The sequence below is a fragment of the Aquabacterium sp. G14 genome (assembly GCF_037482285.1).
Classification (GTDB): domain Bacteria; phylum Pseudomonadota; class Gammaproteobacteria; order Burkholderiales; family Burkholderiaceae_C; genus Aquabacterium.
Window position 1 is genome coordinate 1 of sequence record NZ_JBBEYB010000011.1, and the last position, 18,070, is coordinate 18,070.

The following is an 18,070-nucleotide window of genomic DNA, read 5'->3' on the forward strand; positions in this document are numbered from 1 at the left end:
GGAAGGTCTGCACAAATGAGTGCTGACCATGGTTGGGTGTGCTGACATGACCAGAAAGGCGGCTGGGCGTACCTTTGGCAGGTGTTTTGGGCGCGTTTCGCACCCATTTCCCATGCAGCAGACGCACTCATGCCTGGCTCCCCGGCAAACGCTTGCGGACCATCCACAGGTTGGCCAGCGCAAACAGCGTGTGCAACTGCGCCGTGTTCTTGGCCAAGCCGCGATAGCGCACCTTCACATGGCCGAACTGGCGCTTGATGACACGGAACGGATGCTCCACCTTGGCGCGGATGCTGGCCTTGATGCGTTCGACCTGATCGGTCAGCGCATCTACCGGATCGGTTTTGTCCAGCAACTTGCGCTTGCCTGGTCGCATGGCCACATGCCACTTCACATCTACTTTGGCGTCAGGTCGCTTGTGGGCACCCTGGTAGCCCGCATCGGCGAAGACATCCGTTTCTTGTCCGTGCAGCAAGCTGTTGGCTTCGACCACGTCGTTGACGTTGCCCGAGGTTCCACGCACGGTGTGCACCAGGCCCGAGTCGGCGTCCACCCCAATGTGCGCCTTCATGCCGAAGAACCACTGCTGGCCCTTCTTGCTTTGGTGCATCTCCGGGTCACGCTCACCGCTGGCGTTCTTGGTCGAGCTCGGTGCTGAGATCAGCGTGGCATCGACCACCGTGCCGCTGCGCAGCATCAGACCCTTGGCCCCCAGCAGCAGGTTGACCGTGGCCAGGATGCGCTCGGCCAGCTTGTTCTTCTCCAGCACATGACGGAAGCGCAAGATGGTGCTCTCGTCAGGCAGTCGGTCGTCCCAGCCGCCCAGGCCGGCGAAGTCGCGGAACAGGGGCATGTCGTGCAGCGCTTCTTCCATGGCCGGGTCGCTCAGCGTGAACCACTGCTGCATGAAGTGGATGCGCAGCAGCGACTCCACCGGGAACGGCGGGCGGCCGCGTTTGCCCTCGGGCATGAATGGCGCGATCTGCGCCACCAGGTCGGACCACGGCACCACCCGGTCCATCTCGTCGAGGAACTCCCGACGGCGCGTGCGCTTCGTCGAGGTTCCCAATCCAAGGCTGCTCTGCTTCATGGGCTCAATCGTCTCAGGCAATCACGCTGGCGCCAAGCACATGTCCAGGCGGTTTATGCAGACCATCCCTAGGTATCCGTTTTCGAAGAACAACGCGCTATCGCCGAGTGGACTAACGAAGTGGTTGATGGACTGCGTCGCGTGGTGCAGCAAGACCCACACCGCCGCCAGTCCGCGCATGACTTCCAGCCAAATTAGTTTTCGCTCAGCCATGCGGCACCAGTTCCTCGTAAACCATCATCGTTCGCTTGATGATGATGTGTTCATCAAACTCCGCTAAGGCCTTGGCACGGGCAGCCATCCCCAAGCGGGAGCGCAGCTCAAAGTCATCACACAAGCGCGCCAATGCATCAGCCAGCGCATTTGCGTCCTTGACTGGAACCAATAAGCCATCCACGTTGTTTGTGACCACTTCTCGGCAACCCGGTACATCTGTCGTGACCAGCGGTAGGCCACTGGCGCCAGCTTCAATCAAGCCCTTTGGCAGCCCTTCGCGGTAGCTGGGCAAGGCCACGACGTCAACCGACCGGAACAATGCGGGCATGTCGTCCACATGACCCAGCCATTCGACCAAGCCTTCCCTGACCCATTGCTGCACCGTTGCCTCGGGTACGGCGGCTGGGTTGCCGGGGTCAGGGTCGCCCGCCAAGAGCAGATCAATGGGCTTGTTTGCCGCTTTCAACAGGCGAGCCGCGTCAATGAATTCGGCCAAGCCTTTGTCCCACAGCAGGCGTGCCGGGAGTACGACACGCATGCGTGCACCAGGTTGGCGAAGGTTTGAATCTGTCGGTGCAAAACGACTGCAGTCCACCCCAGAGCCGGGGATCAGTCGGATGGTGGCCTCATCGACCAAGCCTGCCTGTTGAAACAAGCGTACATCGTCTGGATTTTGCAGAATCAGACGTGCACCCTTACCGCCCAAGGCCAGACGCAACAAACTGCGCACCACGGGACGCAAGATGAGTGCCTTCGCGTCGTTGCTGGTGAACACATACCCCATGCCGGCGACTGCATTGACGCGAGCCGGGACACCCGCCCAACGGGCGGCCAGCGAGCCGTAGACGGCGCACTTGATTGTGAAGCCATGAACCACATCAATCTGTTGGGCGCGCATGAACTGGGTCAGCCAACGCAGCAGCTTGATCTCTCTCAGAGGGTTCAAGCTGCGTCGGTCCATGGGGGCAGCGTGCCACTCCAAGCCCAGCGACTGCAGCTTGGCGCCATAGGGCCCAGGAGGGGAGAGCAGAATGACCTCATGCCCGGCATCGCGCAACGCCAAGGCCAGTGACCGGCGAAAGTTATACAGATACCAATCGGTGTTGGCGAACAAAAGAACTCTCAGAACGCATTACTCCCACAACCAGATCCATGGGTAAAACTGATAGGGCAACCAGGCGTACGCATGGGTGGCAAACAGCAGCCACACGGCTTCAACCAGGGCGTAATAGCCAACCACCGCCCTCACCATCAGCTTTGCATCACTTCGCTTGCCCAACACATCGGGCAACCTGCTGAACACATACAACTGCAGAGGAATCAGGTACAGCGCCAAGCGGTCCACCGCTGTGGAAGATGGCGACACAAGCAACCAGACCACACTGAGCAAGGCCAATACCGCCGCCATGGTCCAGAAATTTCGTTCGGGCACAGTCCAATTAAAGTGCTTGCGACGCCACAGCAGCAGCATGGCGGGCAGCACGTTCATCAGCACCCGCACGGCAGCGCCTTCTGACTGATAACCCGCGTCGATGTAACCGGCAACCAGGGTATCGACACTGTCCGCCAGCAGCGTTTGGTACAGCGCCACCGTGGTGGCCCCCACCCATACTGCGGTCCACCAACGGTTACGTGGTGTGGCCAAAGCCGCCAAGGGCACCAAAAGCACGGCAGACTTGTGGAAGGTGGCTCCCAGCGCAACCCAGGCCACAAAGGGCAACAAGCGCCCTTGCTTCAGGCTGACCAAGCCCAGCATGGCAAACCCCAGCGCCACGCCCTGTCGTGTGTAACCCATGCCCAACACGATCACGGTGTAAGGAATGGCCACCGTCAAGGCCAACCAAGGGCGCGGCTGCTGACGGCAAAAGGCCACCAAGCCAGCACTGAACACCGCGCCACAAGCCAGGTTCACCGCGTAAACGCCCCAATCCAGATTGGTCACAGCCCACAACAACAGTTTGTAGCCTGGGTCACCTTTTGACATTGCCAGCGCAAGCGGGGTCGTCAACGCTTCGTCATAGTGGGCCATGTATTGAACCCAGTCCCCCCCTACTTCGTGGCGCCAGCCCACAATGCAGGTCAAGAGCAACCAAGCCAGCATCCACTGTGCACTCCAGCGTTTGCCAGGCTGCTGCGCACGTGTGGGCGCTGCCAGCGCCAACCAGGCCGGAACCAGAAACAGCAACCAATACGTCAGCATGTGGTCTCCAGCCATGCCTGGAACATCAAGATGGTCCACAAGCGTGCGGTCCAGTCATGCCTGCCACTCAAGTGTTCTGCCCAAGCTCGCCTGATGGGTGCCGGATCAAAATAGCCTTCGCGCTGCAAACGGGCCTCGTTGAGCAGGTTCTCTGCCCACTCGCGCAAAGGGCCGCAGAGCCATTGCCCCACCGGAATGCCAAAGCCGGCTTTGGGGCGTTCAATCAGCTCGCGCGGCACATGCTTGTAAAGCACTTGGCGCAAAGCCCACTTGCCTTGGCCGCCACGAATTTTCATGTGCAGGGGCAAACGCCATGCCAACTCCACCACGTTGTGATCGAGGAAGGGCACGCGGGTTTCGAGGCTCACACTCATGGCGGCGCGGTCTACCTTGGTCAAGATGTCGTCGGGCAAATACGTGAGCGTATCCCACAGCATCATGCGGTGCTCTACGTCGGGCACACCGGCCACCAAGGCCATGTCGTCCAGCTTGGTGTTCACGCGGCGCGCACCGCGCACCAAGCTGGTGGCATGGGGCCATTCGGTCACCAGGCTGCGGTACAACTCGTCCGTGTTGCCAATGGTTTGCAGCCGCTGTGCCATTTTGTGCGCTTTGTCACCCAGGCGTGCAACCCCATGCCGGCCCGGCAGCGCGCGCCCGATGCCATCCCAGGCGTGCACGGGCAATTGCTGAATGCCTGCACCGAGGGCTCGTCGAAGACCTGGCGGCATCCAGCCCACACGATTCCAGATCCGCTTGCCCCAAAAATAGCGGTTATAGCCACCAAACAGCTCATCGCCGGCATCGCCAGACAGGGCCACGGTCACGTGTTGCCGCGCGGCTTTGGACACCAGGTGGGTGGGAATTTGCGAACTGTCGGCAAACGGCTCGTCGTACATGGCCGGCAACAGAGGGATGACGGCGCGGGCATCAGCGGCAGAGACGCGCAGCTCGTGGTGTTCGGTGCCCAGGTGCCGCGCCACCGCCAAGGCATGAGGCGATTCGTCAAACCCGGCCTCTTCAAAACCCACGGTGAAGGTTTGGACCGGTCTGCCGGACTGCGCCTGCATCAGCGCCACGATGAGCGACGAGTCAATGCCCCCCGACAGAAAGGCGCCCAGCGGCACATCGGCCACGGCTTGCTGGGACACCGCTGTGCGCAAGGTGCTTTCCAACACCGTCAGCGCTTCGGTTTCGTTCTGAATGGGATCAGCCAAACCGCGCTTCACAGCGTCGGTGAAGCGCCAATAAGGCGAGGTTTGGACGGTTTTGCTGGCCAAGCCCGCGTGGTCGATCGTGAGCACGCAACCCGGGTCCAGCTTGAAAATATCCTGGTAGATGGAGTAAGGCGCCGGAACTGCACAGTGCTGCAGGTACAGGGCCAGCGCGTCGCGGTTGATGGGGTTGTCAAAGCCTGGATACGCGCGCAGGGCCTTGAGCTCAGAGCCAAACACGAAGGCGCCGCGCACCCAGCCATAGAACAAGGGCTTTTCACCCAGGCGATCGCGGGTGAGGGTGAGGCGGCGATTTTGTCGGTCCCACAGTGCGATGGCGAACATGCCCACTGCGCGTTGGAGCGTGGCTGTGACCCCCCAAGCCGAAAAGCCCGCCAGCAAGGTTTCGGTGTCTGAATGACCACGCCATGCTGGTGCCTGCGAAGATGCTTCAAGCTCCGCGCGCAGGGCCAGGTGGTTGTAAATTTCACCATTGAACGCCATGACAAAGCGCCCGTCTGGCGACGCCATGGGCTGGTGTCCCGCTGGCGACAGGTCCACGATGGCCAGTCGCCTGTGCGACAGCGCTATGCCTTCAGCAGCGTCGGTCCATACCCCTGAATCGTCAGGACCACGGTGAAGGAGCGCGTCTCCCATACTGCGCGCCACACTGGTGTGATCCAGTTGGGTATTGCTGAAGAAAAAACCTGCAAGTCCACACATCGGTACTGATACTTTATTTTGGGGCCGCAGCCGAATGAAGCAGGTTTGCCAGTTTGGGCCCGGTGACCTGAAGGCAATATTCTTGTTCAACTTTGTGACGACCCGCTTGCCCCATGCGCGCGCGTAACGCGGAATCAGTGAGAAGTGTTGTTAAAGCGTCTTCCCATTCCTGCGATGTGCTCGCCAAAAAGCCGTTGACACCGTGCTCAACAATTTGTGCATTGACCCCAACGGGTGATGCCACCACAGGCAAGCCGCAGGCCATGTACTGGATGAGCTTGTAGCCACACTTGCCACGCTCAAAGGGTCCATCCACCAACGGCATGATGCCCACGTCGAAACTCTGGATCGAAGCCACTTCGCTGGATTCCGTCCAGGCGATGGATGCCATCGGCAGGCCGAGGGCCTGGGTGTCAATGCCAATGGCGGCAAACCGGCCCAGGCCTGAGGCCGCGAGGCGTTCGAACAAGGGGGCCAGCGGCCTCAGAAAGTCGGCTGTTGCTCGTTGCCCGATCCAACCGACGCAGGGCGGTCGTTGAGGCGTCGTCGAGGCCGTGCCATCAAGAGTGCTGTAGCGAGTGAGGTCTATTGCCGTGGGGACGACTTCGACCCAAGGTGCCCCTGCTGAGCGGGCGAAGCTGGCCAAGTAGGCATTGCCTGCCACCACCAGGGCCGCGTTGCGCATCAGCGCGGGGTGCTTGTTGCCCAGCAGGCGCCTGACCCATGTGCTGCGGTGCTCATCGTAGTAATGGAACACGGCGTCATCGTAGTCGAGCACATATGGAATCCGAGCAGGCAGCAGTGCCTGCTCTACCCACGCCGGCAGCCACGGCAGGCACTCCTTCTCGATCCACAACAAATCGAAATTGTCACTGCTGAGCAAGGTGCGAAGGCGGCGCCAGTATGCGCGCAACACGTGCCATGGATTTCGATGCCCAGTCTGCAGGCCCTGGACATAGGCATCTGGAAACAGGGGGGACACGGTCACGTCCATACCTGCGGACGTCAGCCACGGCAGGTATTGCAACATGCGCATGCGGCTGCTGGCGCCCAGGCGGTCGTACCGCGTCAGCAACAAGACCTTCATTGGGGTTCCGTCAGCCGGGCATAGACCTGCGCGTAACGCGCCACGCCTTCTGTCAATGAGAAGTGCTTGTGAGCTGCGGCCACACAGCGCTCCTGGATTCCGTCGGTTTCGACCAGTTTCAACAAGCGCGTCAAGCCCTGGCGCAAGGTGTCCGGTGTGAAATCATTCAGTGCGATGCCGACCTGCTCACCTTCAAGGATTTCGGCCATGTCACCCACGCCACTGTTGGCCAGGCAGGGAATGCCACAACCGAGAAACTCACCCAGTTTGGTGGGGGCAGAAGCTTGTTTAGAAAACAAGGGCTTGATGAAAAACACGCCAGCGTGCATGCGGGCAATCTGCTGCGGCACCTCGGCATGTGTGGCGGGACGCAGTTCGACAACGTCTAGTGACACGCCTCCGGCCAGCAAGCGCTCGCGAATGTATTCGTGCTCGTTGCGGTTGATGATCAGAAAACGGGCATCAGGTTTTTGGCGCAGCAGTTCTGCAAAGCAGGCCACGGCCGCATCAAATTCGTACCAGGTGCCAGCGGAACCTACGTAGCCAAGCACGAAGCCTTCTCGCGTGACGGGCAATGGCTTGAATCGAGACAGGTCTGCGCAGGTCGGTATGACCGTGACTGGCGGCATGTGGCCAGCCAGGTAGGGGAATTTTTCCATCTCGCGCACCGCTGCTTGTGTGAGCGAAATCACATGGTCGGCGTTCAGCAAGAACTTCCGTTCAAACCATTTGGCCACGCGGTACATCCGCCCCTCACGTGGCCATAGGCCGCCATCGACTCGTTCGTCTGCCCAAAAGCCACGCATGTCGAACAAAAAGCGAGCGCCTGTGAGTTTTTTAAGCGCCAAGGCCATCACGGCGGACACATAACTGCGAGCATGCACGACCGTAATGCGATGACGCAGGACGAGCCAAAGGCCAGACGCAATACCCACCAAAATATCAAAAGCCGTTGCCGCTGCTGAGGGGCGCTTGTGATAACGACGAGGATGCCACTGGATCCCGGATGCTTTGATGCGCAGCTCAACTGAATTCCGCGCCTCTGCATTGGCCCAGTCCTCGGGCTTTTCGAAGCTCATCAAGTGCAACTGCGCGCCAGGGGCCAGACGCTCCTGATAAGCCAGAACCTGAGATTGCCCCAGTGGCTCCAGCATACCGTCGTAGGAAATGTAGAGAACCCGAGAGGTCATGACTTGGCTTTGCTTGATGCGTGTGCTGGAAACAGCAAGGCTTCGTATTGATCGACAGCCTTGTCGATGGAGAAGTCATGCGCCCTGGCCATCAGTGCGGCCCGATCGTGTGTGGCAGTGAGGGAGGCCTGCATGGCTGCGGCCAATGCTTGAACGTCCCCAACAGGCACCAGGTGCCCGAATTGTCCGTCGCACAAGATTTCTCGCGGGCCGGATGGGCAGTCGGTGCTCACCACAGGCGTGCCTGCTGCCAACGCTTCAACGACGACGTTGCCAAAACCTTCAGCCGTGGATGAGAGCACATGCAGGTCAGCATGACGGTAGTAGGGTGCGGTGTCCTTGACGAAACCGGGCATGAACATGCTGTCTGTGATGCCCATGCGGTGTGCTTGCGCCTCTAGCGCGGCACGATCCTCGCCTTCGCCCAAAATCAGCAGCCTTGCATCGACCCGTTGGCGCAGCGCGGCAAAGGCATTGAGCAAGGCGCCGTAATCTTTTTCTTGCTTGAGCGCACCGACCGCAAGCACCCGACGATGAGCGCCCAGGCACCAGCCTGACGGGGAGGTGGGCGGTTCACTTGCTTGTGGAAGATGGGTGCCCACCACAGGGTTGTGAATGGCTGTGATGGTGCGGCGATCCAAATGGGCAAACGAAGCTAAATCGTCAGCGGCACCTTGCGAGACAGTTACGATGCCGTTCGCCTTGGGGAAAAAGCGGTGCATGCTGGCGCGTACCTGCCAGCCAACCGACCAACGAGCCAGCAATGGCGACCGAGACCAAGTCGTGTGTTCTGCCACCACCAAGCGTGTGGGCACGCGTGACAGCGTGCGTGCCCAGAGCCCAAGGACCGTCAACGGCCACATGTTGGCCAATACGGCATCCGGCCGTGCTTGCCGCAAATAGCGCACCAGAGCAGGGAAAGCCCAGCGCATGCGCTGTACTTTCAGGTCAACTATGCGAATTTCAGGGCGCAAGTCGCCCAGGAGTTCACCCGCGGCCGATAGCAGAACCATGTCAACCTTGTAGCCCCGCAGGGCAAAGCCGTTGGCTAGATTGACTGCCACGCGCTCTGCGCCACCGCCTCGAAGGTCCGGAAGAAGAATGGAAAAACACATTTGTAAGCAAGGACGGGTGGTTGCTGGGCGGTTCTTACGTTTGCCACCTTTTTGGCGGGCTCAAAGGTGACGTTTCTGGTGGCGTCTCGGGGAGCTTTGCATCTGCGCACATTACAGGGATGCAGGTGTTGCACTCTACTTTTGAATCCGCCCTTTCCTTTCGTGGCAGGTGGGTGATGTGTCAAACGTTGGCCAACGCGCAACCGACTTCGTCCGAGTTTTATCTGGTAATAAGGTGTATGATTAAACATTTGGGTCGACTTTGACTTCAACCTTCGGTCGTTTCAAACGCTGTGCCCTACGTATTGCGCTAGCCGCATAGCCAGCAAGTTGACCGCGTAATGACCAACCTAAGGCGTCGATGATTTGTTCCGGCGTCAGGCGGTGTCTTTCGCCAATTTCATCCTTGGCGAAACCTACATCTGCTTGGCCCTCGAGGGGCGAGGACGTGAAGAACTTCCCGAATCTGGCCTTTAGATATTGAGGTTGTTGAACTGATATTATCTTATCAATTTTTTCTCTGAGGCGCCTGTCTGGGTTCCTGTTTTTCAAAAAATCTTCGGGCTTGTAGATGTATTGTGGTCCGCAAATGGAAAAGCGGCACCCTGAATATAGCGCATACAAGAAATGACTTCCCATTGTGTTTGAAGTCACTTGCTCGAATGCATCGAAAATACTCCTCATTCTTGTCAGGCTTGCTGCGTCGTCGGGTCGCGCTCCTTGGATTACCTTTAACCCTCGATCTTCAGCGGCGCGATGAATAGGTCCATTCCAATCGAGATAGAAGATGCTAACGTAAATTGATTCGTAATTATTTTTTATCGACTCAAGGTAATCCATGTATTCGGACTGACTTGTTGTTATTTTCTCCAATTCTGCGGAGTGAGGTGGGAATGCTAGCAAATTGTGGCGACTTCGCAACCCATGCTGTTTCTCTATGTAAGAAAATGGAAGGCCCCCTACAAAAGTGCGCTGGAACCCCTCATTAATAAGTGCTTTTTGCTCAGCGATGCTGCGAACGATAACTGTTACGTCACGTGGTAGCCCACCAAGGTGGAGGATGTCTGCTGATGGATGCTCATCCCAGATCCACCCATGCACCCATTCAGCAAAAGCGCGCCGACTTATACGTAGATCGCAGATATTATTCAAGACATGCAAAAAACCATATCTTTCAATACTGCGATTTCCACTGAATGGATTGGGGGTTGGCAGCAGTTTGTTGAGTTCTTCGCTTGTTTGCCATGTCATGATCGATGATAGGTTATTTTTTGGTAAGTCATCACTACCCGTCGTGGAATCGGGGAGTTTTGAATTTATCTGCTCGCTCATTGGGCTTCCTCGCCCAGTACGACGCCAGCGCCCAGTCGTCAACGGTATCAATGTCCAGGCTTTCACGACTGTCGGTCATGACATAGGGCAAGACGCCAGGGCGCACAATGGGCAGACCGCAGCGCACGTCCTCAGCGGGGATCACGTACAGTGCGCCGTTGAGCGCATAGGCTGACGGCAGATCCTGCGAGCGAAGGCCCAACGGTTCCCAACCTTGGCTCGGTTGCAGCGCGCCGTCACGCCAGGTGAAGGTCCAGGCAGGATGCGTGACTGCAGGGCTGACACTGACGACCGGGTAACGTACCTGACCGGTCTGCTCGCCGTAGGTCCGCACTGCGCCGCGAATCGACTCGGTGCTGCGGAAGGGGCTGGTCGGCTGTAGCAGCAGCACCGCGTCAACTCGACCGTTTTCGCGTTCGTACCACGCCAGCGCGTGTGCAATGACGTCTGCGCTGCTGGCAGTGTCTGTGGCCAGCTCCGCCGGGCGCAACCAGGGCACCAGCGCACCGGCTGCGCGGGCAGCATCGGCGATTTCCTCGTCATCGGTGCTGACCAGCACGTCCATGAAGCAGCCGCTTTCGAGCGCCGTGTCGATCGTCCAAGCGATGAGCGGCTTGCCGCCCAGCGGTAGCACGTTCTTGCGCGGAAGGCGCTTGCTGCCACCGCGCGCAGGAACGATGGCGAGGATGCGATTTTCAGATGGCATGGGCGGGCTGCGGCTGTGGCCGCGTGAGGCGCTTGCCGATCTGCATCATCGGTAGTTCAATGCGGTGGTAAACAACCAAAGAGACGAGCAATGTCAGCGCAATCGTGAGTGGGATCAACACAAATACACCTGCATCAGGAAGGGCGCGATGACATACCAAACGTACCAGCGGATGCAGCAGATAGACACCATACGTCGCTAAACCGAGTTGCGTCAGGGGTGTCGCTAGAGCGCGGGGCAAATCCAATTCCAATTTATAGAAAGAGAGCACCAGAAGTACTGCTGCCGCACTGAAAACGAAGCGGTTCAGCCCTGTCACGATCAGTATCTGATCTCCACTGACTGGGTACAGCGAGAATGTGGCCAGGGCAACGACCATCGCCGCCAGCGCGCCCCCGCGTGACCATCTCTGGCCTGCAGTGTTGTAATAAAGCGAGATGCCGAACACGAAGAGAAAGAGATTATTGAATGGGTTGACGTAAAGGGCCCACTGGGCCGCCAACGTGGCCGTGGGATTCAACCAACTGAATGCGAATCCTGCCCCTACGGCCAACGCCAGAAGTAATAATAAATTCCCAAAACCTACGCTGCGGTTGTAGGCCACCACAATGATTGGCGTCAGACTGTAATAGACCATCTCGTTGCCGATGGACCATGCGCCGGTGTTGATGTAACCGGTCGGCAGAATAAACCCATACAGCGTGGTCAGGTTCAGCAGAATTTGTTGCCAACCAGGTGCCCCCCCCCCAAGGCTCGTATCAAAGTCATCGCGATCACAGCTATCCAGAGTACGGGCCAGATTCGGAAGACCCGCCGTACGCCAAAGCGCCACACGCTGCTCCAGTCCGAGAAATAGCGGTGGTACGCCAAGGCGATGCTGAGCCCGGACAGGACAAAAAACATCGACACGCTATAAGCACCGAGCCGTCCCAGTAGGGTGTCGGACTTCAGTGGCGCGATGTCCCACCCGATGAGGTGGTACAGCATGATCGACACGGCCAGCAACCCACGCAGCCAGTCGAGCGGCTCGTACCGAGTTGCGACCGCTTTGGCGACGGGATCAGCCACGTAGCACCCCGCCGATCTCTTCTTGTGCGCGCTTGAAGTCTTCCATGCGACCGATGTCAAGCCAGTACTCGTGAACCGGGAACATGGTCACGTTCTCGTCTTGGGCGATCGCCTCTTCCAGCAAAGTCGGCATGTCCAGCCGTGTGTTTGGCTTGACGCGCTTGACCAACTCTGGCGACAGGACATAGACGCCCGCATTCACAAAGAACTTCTGAACCGGCTTTTCGACCATGGATCGGATCAAGTGGCCTTCACTTTGAACCACGCCGTAGGGCACCTGGTATTCGTACTCTCGCACGCACATGGTGGCCACACCGTTATGTGATGTGTGGAACTGCAGCAGTTCCTGATAGTTGAGCGTGGTCAGCAAATCGCCGTTCATCACGAAGATGGGCTCGTTGATCTCATCTTGCGGCAACAGGCCCAGCGCACCACCCGTGCCAAGCGGCGTTTCCTCATGGGTGTAGCGGATGCTCACGCCCCAGCGTTCGCCGTCACCAAAATGGTCTCGCACCATTTCAGGCAGGTAGTGCGTGGAGATGAAGAACCTGTGAAAGCCTGCCTTGATGAAGCTTTCGAGGATCAACTCCAAAATGGGTTTGTCCCCGACCTTGAGCAAGGGCTTGGGGCAGTCATTCGTCAGCGGATGAAGCCGTGTGCCAAAACCACCGGCCATCAGAAATACGGGATTGCTGATCAGTCGCTTGTCGAGCAGGCCGTGCAGGGTTTCAAGGCCAATGACTTGGCCCTGCTCGTTCACCACAGGAAGTTGGAGCAGTTGCATGCGCTCCATCACCGCCAAACTCCGCTCGCGATTCCAGTCCTTTTGGGCAACCTGTGGCGCTTTGCACATGACCTGATCCACCGGAATGCTCAGGGGCAAATGCTTGAGCAAAGCGCGGCGGACATCGCCATCCGTGAGCGTGCCCAGCAGGTGTCGCGTGTCATCGACGATGAGCGCAATGCGCAGCGCGCTGCGATCCATGGTGGCGATGGCCTCTTCAAGCGTAGCTTGCGGGCCTGTGAGGGCTGAGTCCCAATTTTTCATTTGTGCTTTCACTGGCCTGTCAGTGGCGAAGATGTTTGAGGTGACCAGCGGCACACCGCATGGTCAGTCCGGCGTCCAGATCGCGGGTGAGGGTCACCCCGGCGCCCACAACTGCACCGGCACCGACGCGTATGCCTTGGATGATCACGGCGCCGGCGCCGATGAAGGCACCTTCGCCGACCTGCACGCCGCCACACAGGGTTGCGCCTGGCGCAATGTGGACGTGTTGACCAATGACGCAGTCGTGATCAACGCTGGCGCGTGTGTTGATGATGACATTGCGGTTGACACGGCAATCTGGCTGGACGATGGCCCCTGCCATGACCTGCACGCCATCGGCCAGCCTGGCGCTGCCGGCCACCCAGGCTGCAGGATGAACCAAGGGAGGGAACATGAAGCCAGCCGTGTTTAGACGTTCGTGAAGATCGCTTCGCGCCTGGCTGCCCACCAGTTGTCCGATGCCATTGACCAAGCCAACGCTGCTTGGGTCAATTTCCTCCAGCGCATCGTCGCCGCCCAGTACGGGTAAGCCACGCCAGGTTGTTTCCCCTTGGCTAGCGAGTTGGGGGTCACAAACACCGAGAAACTGCCGTCCCGAAGCTTGAGCCAGCTCTTGCAGCACGCGCGCGTGTCCACCAGCGCCGATCAGGATCAGGGGAAAGTCTGTGCCGAGTGGGCGGTTCATGGCTCGATGACATCCCCGATGACATAGGCGCGAGTGGCAGTCTGATTGACCAAACCCCACAAGGCCGTGGGTTGCAGGCCGCGACCACAGCGTGCGGTGCTCAAGTCAGCGCGCGTGATCATGGCACCTGCCTCGATGGTGCGTGCAGCAATCACCTGTTGCCGCGCGGCTTGGCGGGTGTCCCACTCGCTGGGCTGCGGGCTCTTGCTGCCATCACCAAAAGCCACTTGCAGTGCACGGATCTGCTGGACCATTTTAGCCAACTCGGCTGGCTCCAGCGAGGCTTTGTGGTCGGGGCCAGGCAGGTTTCTGTCGAGGGTGAAGTGCTTTTCAATGACGCGGGCGCCACGTGCGACCGCGGCAATCGGAATCAATATGCCTTCGGTGTGATCGGAATATCCCACCGCCAGTCCGAAGGACGTCGCCAGGGTGTCCATCGCGCGCAGGTTCACTTCGTTGAAAGGGGTGGGGTACTGAGATGTGCAGTGCAGCAGGGTGACGTGGTGGCGCAGGCTGTTGCGCCACTCGGGGCGACTCCAGCCGCGCCAGACTTCGTCGACGGAGGTCGGTTCGGCATCGGCATTCAGTGCATGTGCCACGATGGCCAAGCCCTGTTCAACCTCAGCGAGCGTCGCCATACCGGTAGACAGTACCAGTGGCTTGCCGGTGCGAGCAAACTGCCACAGCAGCGGGCCGTTGGTCAGCTCGCCCGACGGGATCTTGAACAACGGCATGCCCAACTCAACAAGGAAGGCCAGGCTCTCGACATCAAAGGCCGTGGACAGGAATTCGATGCCGTGGTTGCGCGCGTGAGTCTGCAGTTCGTGGTGCCAAGCTTGTGGGAGCTCCAGCTTCTTGAGCATGGCCAACTGACTTTCTGCGGCGTCGGTACTCTGCTTCTGGTAGGCCGCTTTGGGCGCACTTTTGGAGGCAAGCTTAGCGGCATCAAACGTCTGGAACTTGACTGCATCAGCCCCCGCTTTGGCTGCGGCCTCGACCAACGCAAACGCAAGGTCACGCTGGCCGTTGTGGTTCACACCCGCTTCGGCAATGACGTAAACAGGGGCTGTGCTCATGGCCGAGGCTCCAAGTCGTGGAAATGCTTGTGGAAGGGGCCCGAGTGTTTTTCAATGACGCGGACGATTTGCTCGGACGCATTGCCTTGCCCATATGGGTTTGACACAGTTCGGCAGGTGGATGCGAACTCCGCCGACACGGCGGTGGCGATGGCTTGGTAGATCGACTCGGCGTCCGGTGCGCAGTGGAGCACCGAGTTCGCGGCAAGGCGGCCCAATTGGCGGCTGCCGATGTTCACAGTCGGGATGCCAAACGAAGGCGCTTCGATGATGCCGCTGGACGAATTGCCGATCATTGCCGCTGTGCGGCTGAGAGCACTCAGATAGCGCCGGAAACCCAGAGACGGGATCGCAAGCACGCGTTCAGGTTCGCGGCTGGCGTAATCCTCCAGGATGGGGATGATGGCGCGGCCACCGTTGTCGGCATTGGGATAGGTCAAGATCACTTGATGATCTGGGAAGCGATCCAAGGCAGCCAACAGGGCGAGAAAGCTGATTTCCGGGTCTTCATCGGCCAGCGTGACGGGGTGGTAAGTGACCAGGAAGTAAGGTTCCCGCAACGCGAATCCTAGGCTCTCCGATAGGGCCGCCTGGGACATGGGTACGTTGCGCTGCAGGTGGTCGAGGCCGACTGCCCCAACGTTGAAGACCGTCCCGGGCGCTTCACCCATCTGGATCACTCGCTGACGATATGGCTCGGCAGCGGTGAAGTGCAGGCTGGACATCTTGGTGATCGCATGGCGAATGGCGTCGTCGTAGGCACCTTCGGTGATTTCTCCACCATGCAGATGCGCCACCGGTATGCGCATGATGAGTGCAGCTTGCACCACCGCGAGGGCTTCAAATCTATCACCCAGGACCACGAGCATGTCCGGCTTGAGCCTGTCCAGGGCATCCGCAAAGCCGATGGTGCCCAGGCCCATGGACTTGACCACGCCGACCGGTGTGTCTGAGGACAGCAGCATCTCGACCTTGGCGTCGACCGGGAAGCCATCGGCCTCTACCTGCCGCCACGTCTCACCAAACTCTGGTGAGAGGTGCATGCCACTGACGATGACCTGCAGAGTCAGCTGGTCGCTGGCCTGGATGTCTTTCATCAGCCAGTAGAGGAGCCCATACTCGGCTCGGGTACCGGTGAAAACAGCGATACGGCGCTTCATACGACGAGGTCTGGCAAAACGCTGCTAGGCAGATTGACAACCCTGGCCTCCAACCACTCGGCGTTGCTCAGTTCACCCTTGCGGCAGTGTGCGTAGATGGGCAGGTGGTTCATCAGCGCCCAGATTGGGCGGCTCATCACCCCGCGGTCGTTCGTGGCCTTGAGTAGGGCGTCGCGTTGCTCATGCCCTTCGCAGATGACCGCATTGAGCCAGTAGTTGGAGCGGCAGTCTGCGGGTTCGGTGAAGAATTTCAGATCACTGCCCTGAAAGTGCTCAGCGTAGCGGGCGGCCAACTCCCGCTTGTTGGCGATGAACGCTTCCAGTTGCTCCAATTGCGCGCAACCCAGCGCAGCATTGAGGTTGGGTAGACGGTAGTTGTAGCCCACCTCGTCATGCACGTATTCGTAGGGGTGTGGCTTCTTGGCTGTGGTGGTGAGGTGCTTGGCATGGGTGCCCAGAGCCTCGTTAGCGAGGATCATGCCGCCGCCGCCGGTGGTGATGATTTTGTTGCCGTTGAAGCTGAGCGTGCCCAAGGCACCGAAGGTCCCGGTGTGGCGGCCCTTGTAGAAGCTGCCCAGTGACTCGGCGGCGTCTTCGACCAGAACGATCTGCCAACGGGCACAGACACTGACCAAGCCATCGAGGTCAGCCGGGTGACCAAAGGTGTGCATTGGCACGCAGGCGCGGATCACTTTGCCGTCGGATCGGGTGCGACACAGACCGTCATCGCCGACTTCTGCGTGCTCGGTCAACCAGGCGTCCAGCGCCGTGGGAGACAGTCCAAGTGTGTGCCGGTCTACATCAATAAACAAAGGCTCGGCACTGCAATAGGCAATGGCGTTGCAGGTGGCGACAAAGGTGAGGGGCTGAGTGACGACCAACTCGCCCGGCAGAACGCCTGCCAGCTTCAGGGAAATGTGCAGAGCCGCTGTGCCATTCACGGTGGCGACTGCCCTGGGGCTGCCGGTGTAGGCGGCCATGTCACGCTCAAACCGGTCCACGAAGGCTCCGACGCTGGACACGAAGGTGGATTCGATGGTGTCCGTCACATAGTCACGCTCATGTCCCGCAAAAACCGGGGCATGAAGCGGGATGAAGTCATCGCTGCGATATTGCTCGCGGATGAACTGGACCAGTGCGTTGAACATGGGCAGGTCAGACGTTGTAGATATCGGCCTTGTACTTGGCCAGGTTCTCGGGGCGTGTGAACCAGTCCACGGTCGCCTTAAGACCGTCCCGGATGCTGAATTCTGGCTTGAATCCGGTCAGGTTGTGGATCTTGGTGTTGTCGCACCACAGACGGAAGACCTCTGACTTGCCGGGGCGCAGGCGCTGCTCGTCTGTGAGGAACTCGACATCGCTGTTCATCAACTCGCGGATGAGATTGAGGGTGTCACCCACAGAGATCTCGAAGTTGGAGCCGATGTTCACCGTCTCGCCGATGGCCTTGTCGCAACGGGCCAGTTCGAGGAAACCGCGACAGGTGTCAGCAACGTAGTTGAAATCGCGCGTTGGGGAGACGTCGCCGAGCTGGATTTGCTTCTTGCCGTTGGCGATCTGACTGATGATGGTCGGGATCACCGCCCGCGCCGACTGACGCGGACCATAGGTGTTGAACGGGCGCGCAATGGTGAGCGGCAGATCAAAGGCGTTGTAGAAGCTCAGGGCCATCGCGTCGGCACCGATTTTGGAGGCGCTGTAAGGCGACTGGGCCTGAAGCGGGTGCTTCTCGTCGATGGGTACGTACTGAGCGGTGCCGTAAACCTCGCTGGTGGACGTGTGAATGACGCGCTTGACGCCGTTCTCCAGGGCGGCTTGACAGATGTTCAGTGTGCCTTTGACGTTGGTGTCCACGTAGCTGTCTGGGGCGACGTAGGAGTAGGGGATGGCGATCAGGGCAGCCAAGTGAAAGACGATGTCCACATCTTTGGTGATGTGCTTGCAGTAATGGGGGTCGCGCACGTCACCGCTCAACACCTCAATGTCTTGGCGACAAGCCACATCTTCTAGCCAACCCCAGTAGTTGAAGGAGTTGTACTGCGAGAGAGCTTTGACCTGGTAGCCCTCTTTGACCAGAAGCTCAGTGAGGTGAGAGCCGATAAAGCCGTCGGCACCGGTTATTAGTACATTTTTCATATAACGAAGGTGTCGTGTTTATGT

17 protein-coding genes are annotated in these 18,070 nt (G+C 59.1%); all 17 read right to left on the reverse strand.

The window, feature by feature from the left end:
* Nucleotides 1-127: 127 nt before the first annotated feature.
* A complete protein-coding gene (locus WIT60_RS12190; RefSeq protein WP_339584180.1) occupies nucleotides 128-1,090 on the reverse strand; it encodes an IS5 family transposase in 963 nt (320 codons plus the stop codon).
* 205 nt (nucleotides 1,091-1,295) lie between these two features.
* The gene (locus WIT60_RS12195) at nucleotides 1,296-2,420 is read right to left on the reverse strand and encodes a glycosyltransferase family 4 protein (protein ID WP_339584181.1); all 1,125 of its coding nucleotides are present in this window, start codon (nucleotides 2,418-2,420) and stop codon (nucleotides 1,296-1,298) included.
* A gap of 18 nt (nucleotides 2,421-2,438) precedes the next feature.
* Nucleotides 2,439-3,506 carry an EpsG family protein gene (locus WIT60_RS12200; RefSeq protein ID WP_339584182.1) on the reverse strand — a complete coding sequence of 356 codons (1,068 nt, stop codon included), beginning with the start codon at nucleotides 3,504-3,506 and terminating at the stop codon, nucleotides 2,439-2,441.
* On the reverse strand, nucleotides 3,500-5,443 hold the full coding sequence (asnB, locus tag WIT60_RS12205) for an asparagine synthase (glutamine-hydrolyzing) (RefSeq protein WP_339584183.1): 1,944 nt from the start codon (nucleotides 5,441-5,443) through the stop codon (nucleotides 3,500-3,502). The genes WIT60_RS12200 and asnB overlap by 7 nt, the downstream gene beginning before the upstream one ends.
* Before the next feature lie 13 nt (nucleotides 5,444-5,456).
* The gene (locus tag WIT60_RS12210; RefSeq protein ID WP_339584184.1) at nucleotides 5,457-6,530 is read right to left on the reverse strand and encodes a glycosyltransferase family 4 protein; all 1,074 of its coding nucleotides are present in this window, start codon (nucleotides 6,528-6,530) and stop codon (nucleotides 5,457-5,459) included.
* The gene (locus tag WIT60_RS12215; RefSeq protein ID WP_445207695.1) at nucleotides 6,527-7,609 is read right to left on the reverse strand and encodes a glycosyltransferase; all 1,083 of its coding nucleotides are present in this window, start codon (nucleotides 7,607-7,609) and stop codon (nucleotides 6,527-6,529) included. Before WIT60_RS12215 ends, WIT60_RS12210 begins: the two co-directional genes overlap by 4 nt.
* A 107-nt stretch (nucleotides 7,610-7,716) precedes the next feature.
* On the reverse strand, nucleotides 7,717-8,835 hold the full coding sequence (locus WIT60_RS12220) for a glycosyltransferase (RefSeq protein WP_339584186.1): 1,119 nt from the start codon (nucleotides 8,833-8,835) through the stop codon (nucleotides 7,717-7,719).
* Nucleotides 8,836-9,078: 243 nt separating this feature from the next.
* Complete coding sequence (locus WIT60_RS12225; protein WP_339584187.1) at nucleotides 9,079-10,167, reverse strand: hypothetical protein; 1,089 nt, start codon at nucleotides 10,165-10,167, stop codon at nucleotides 9,079-9,081.
* Nucleotides 10,121-10,873: an acylneuraminate cytidylyltransferase family protein gene (locus WIT60_RS12230; protein ID WP_339584188.1), complete on the reverse strand. Its 753-nt coding sequence runs from the start codon at nucleotides 10,871-10,873 to the stop codon at nucleotides 10,121-10,123. Before WIT60_RS12230 ends, WIT60_RS12225 begins: the two co-directional genes overlap by 47 nt.
* A complete protein-coding gene (locus WIT60_RS12235) occupies nucleotides 10,863-11,672 on the reverse strand; it encodes an acyltransferase family protein (RefSeq protein ID WP_445207696.1) in 810 nt (269 codons plus the stop codon). Before WIT60_RS12235 ends, WIT60_RS12230 begins: the two co-directional genes overlap by 11 nt.
* Entirely contained in the window at nucleotides 11,585-11,860 is a 276-nt protein-coding gene (locus WIT60_RS16905; RefSeq protein WP_445207697.1) for an acyltransferase family protein, read from the reverse strand. Before WIT60_RS16905 ends, WIT60_RS12235 begins: the two co-directional genes overlap by 88 nt.
* A 73-nt stretch (nucleotides 11,861-11,933) precedes the next feature.
* A complete protein-coding gene (locus tag WIT60_RS12240; protein ID WP_339584190.1) occupies nucleotides 11,934-12,989 on the reverse strand; it encodes a nucleotidyltransferase family protein in 1,056 nt (351 codons plus the stop codon).
* Between the two features lie 19 nt (nucleotides 12,990-13,008).
* Nucleotides 13,009-13,674 (reverse strand): acetyltransferase, encoded by a 666-nt coding sequence (locus WIT60_RS12245; protein ID WP_339584191.1) that lies wholly within the window; start codon nucleotides 13,672-13,674, stop codon nucleotides 13,009-13,011.
* The gene (gene neuB, locus WIT60_RS12250) at nucleotides 13,671-14,750 is read right to left on the reverse strand and encodes an N-acetylneuraminate synthase (protein WP_339584192.1); all 1,080 of its coding nucleotides are present in this window, start codon (nucleotides 14,748-14,750) and stop codon (nucleotides 13,671-13,673) included. The genes WIT60_RS12245 and neuB overlap by 4 nt, the downstream gene beginning before the upstream one ends.
* Nucleotides 14,747-15,910, reverse strand: a complete 1,164-nt coding sequence (gene neuC, locus WIT60_RS12255) for a UDP-N-acetylglucosamine 2-epimerase (protein ID WP_339584193.1) — start codon at nucleotides 15,908-15,910, stop codon at nucleotides 14,747-14,749. Before neuC ends, neuB begins: the two co-directional genes overlap by 4 nt.
* The gene (locus WIT60_RS12260) at nucleotides 15,907-17,058 is read right to left on the reverse strand and encodes a LegC family aminotransferase (protein ID WP_339584194.1); all 1,152 of its coding nucleotides are present in this window, start codon (nucleotides 17,056-17,058) and stop codon (nucleotides 15,907-15,909) included. The genes neuC and WIT60_RS12260 overlap by 4 nt, the downstream gene beginning before the upstream one ends.
* Nucleotides 17,059-17,065: 7 nt before the next feature.
* On the reverse strand, nucleotides 17,066-18,046 hold the full coding sequence (locus tag WIT60_RS12265) for an NAD-dependent 4,6-dehydratase LegB (RefSeq protein ID WP_339584195.1): 981 nt from the start codon (nucleotides 18,044-18,046) through the stop codon (nucleotides 17,066-17,068).
* Nucleotides 18,047-18,070 lie beyond the last annotated feature (24 nt).